Origin of the sequence: Endozoicomonas sp. ONNA2 (genome assembly GCF_024606365.1) — a bacterium.
Classification (GTDB): domain Bacteria; phylum Pseudomonadota; class Gammaproteobacteria; order Pseudomonadales; family Endozoicomonadaceae; genus Endozoicomonas.
On record NZ_JAHHPO010000124.1, the window covers coordinates 1 to 1,877 of the forward strand.

The following is a 1,877-nucleotide window of genomic DNA, read 5'->3' on the forward strand; positions in this document are numbered from 1 at the left end:
GTATGATATTTGTGGGTAAACTGGTTTTCGTAGGACGAAACCGTGACCTCACCGGCATCATCATCCAGCAGATTGAGGCTGTCCCAGACAGCGGCATCGTAGGCCAGCTCTTCATCGGTCTTATCCAGACGACCAATGGCGTTTTTCAAACGGCCATTGCCCAGTTTAATCACCACCTCTTCGCTGGCATTGGCACTGTACAGTTCCAGATCACCACTGGCCTGATTCACCGCGATATCCGTCGCTGCATTCAGTTTTACCGCTCCCGTGGTGGAGATATTAATAAACTGGTAAGTACTGGTATTACCGATGGTCCCCACTTTACCAATACCACCGGTTGAGCTGGTCAGATCCAGCTGGTCCGCCTGGATAATGGTACTGCTGTTTTTGGCCACAATTCCCTTATCAAACACACCGACGATGTCGTATTTTGCTTTCAGGTGCTGAAGCTCAACATCCCCATCGGCACCGGTGACATTGAAGTACAGGGAGCCATGACTGGACGCCATGCCCAGTTCGTCAGTGATCACCGACAGTGGATTGTCAAGGGTACCAATATCCCCTCTTGCCGAGATCGTGGTGATATCCGAGGTGATGGCCGTTGAACCGGCGGTGATCAGGTTTTTCTGGGTGCTGATGTTGGTGGTACCGCTGGGGTTATAGACATTACCGGTGAGCTGAATATTACCCTTGGACGTCAGGTCAATAGAACCATTGGCGAGACCGGTGAACTGGAACTTGATGGCATTGTCGGCCTTGACATAGGTGTGGGTATCCATGCTGAGCCGGTAGGCAACTTCCACCAGTGGGTCCACATTGGTCATATTGCTGCCGTAATACTTGTCGTAACTCAGCCCCCAGTTCACCCGCCAGACAGACGCACTGCCATAGTCGTAGGTTTGCGTCAGATAGTTGGAGGCAGTACCACCGCTACACGCCTCCGGTTTGTAGGTACAGGTGGTGTAGTAGCTGGTTTCGGTGTTCCAGTTGGTCTCGTAATACCAGTCACCCAGGGTGTTCGGGTATTTGCCAAAGTAACCATCAATAGAGCCACCATCATAAGGCGCGGAACTGTCGCCGGGCGGGTCGAAGCTGCGGGCAATGGTGGCACCTTCGCGAATGTAATAGAGCTGACCGGCCACCGGGTTATAGGTCATGGTGGACGTGGTACCAGTGCCGCCATATTCCCCGATAAAGTCCGATTCTTCGTAACTGACATCCCATGCACTGGTTTCATATTTGCGGATTTTGCTGCCGGGTGAATGGACAAACCATTCACTGTACTCAACTGCATAACCACGACCATCGTCTGGTATATTCTTTCTCTTGTTCAGGTCGGTAATGCGGATAATACCGGTGGCATCATCCCCGGCACTGATGGTGCCCAGCACCAGCTGGCTGTTTGAATCGTTGTTGATATCGATCTGGCCAAGGCCATCCTTGACCGTGATATTGCCATCCTCGCCGGTGGATGAAATCCGGGCCCGGATGGCAACGTAACCACCACCGCTGACGGGAATATCATCCGCGGTAATATGGCCAGTGGCCACATCGTAGGTGAGCCCGATGCCGGAGGAGCCGGAATTGGTTGAAACATCAAAGTCGTACCACTTCCAGGCACCATTGACAAACAACACCTTACTCTGGCCCGGAGTGATAGAAACCTTATCGCCCGCGGACAATCCGGCATCGCGAATATACTGGGCAATTTCCGCATCAAAGCCGCTACCCACATCAACTGACCAGCTATTATCGGTGCCCACAATAATCTTGCCGTTGATATCCAGACGCTGGGCATTAATGACCACCTTTTCGCCAATGATCGAAGTGCCTGTTCCTCCCAGCGAATTTTTCACCTGACTGTAGCTGGCACTTCG

1 protein-coding gene is annotated in these 1,877 nt (G+C 52.4%); it reads right to left on the minus strand.

Annotated elements, in window-relative coordinates; all coding sequences use genetic code 11:
* On the minus strand, nucleotides 1–1,856 hold a 1,856-nt coding region (locus KDK14_RS02325; RefSeq protein WP_257263409.1), incomplete at its 3' end, for a hypothetical protein.
* Between the last annotated feature and the right edge of the window lie 21 nt (nucleotides 1,857–1,877).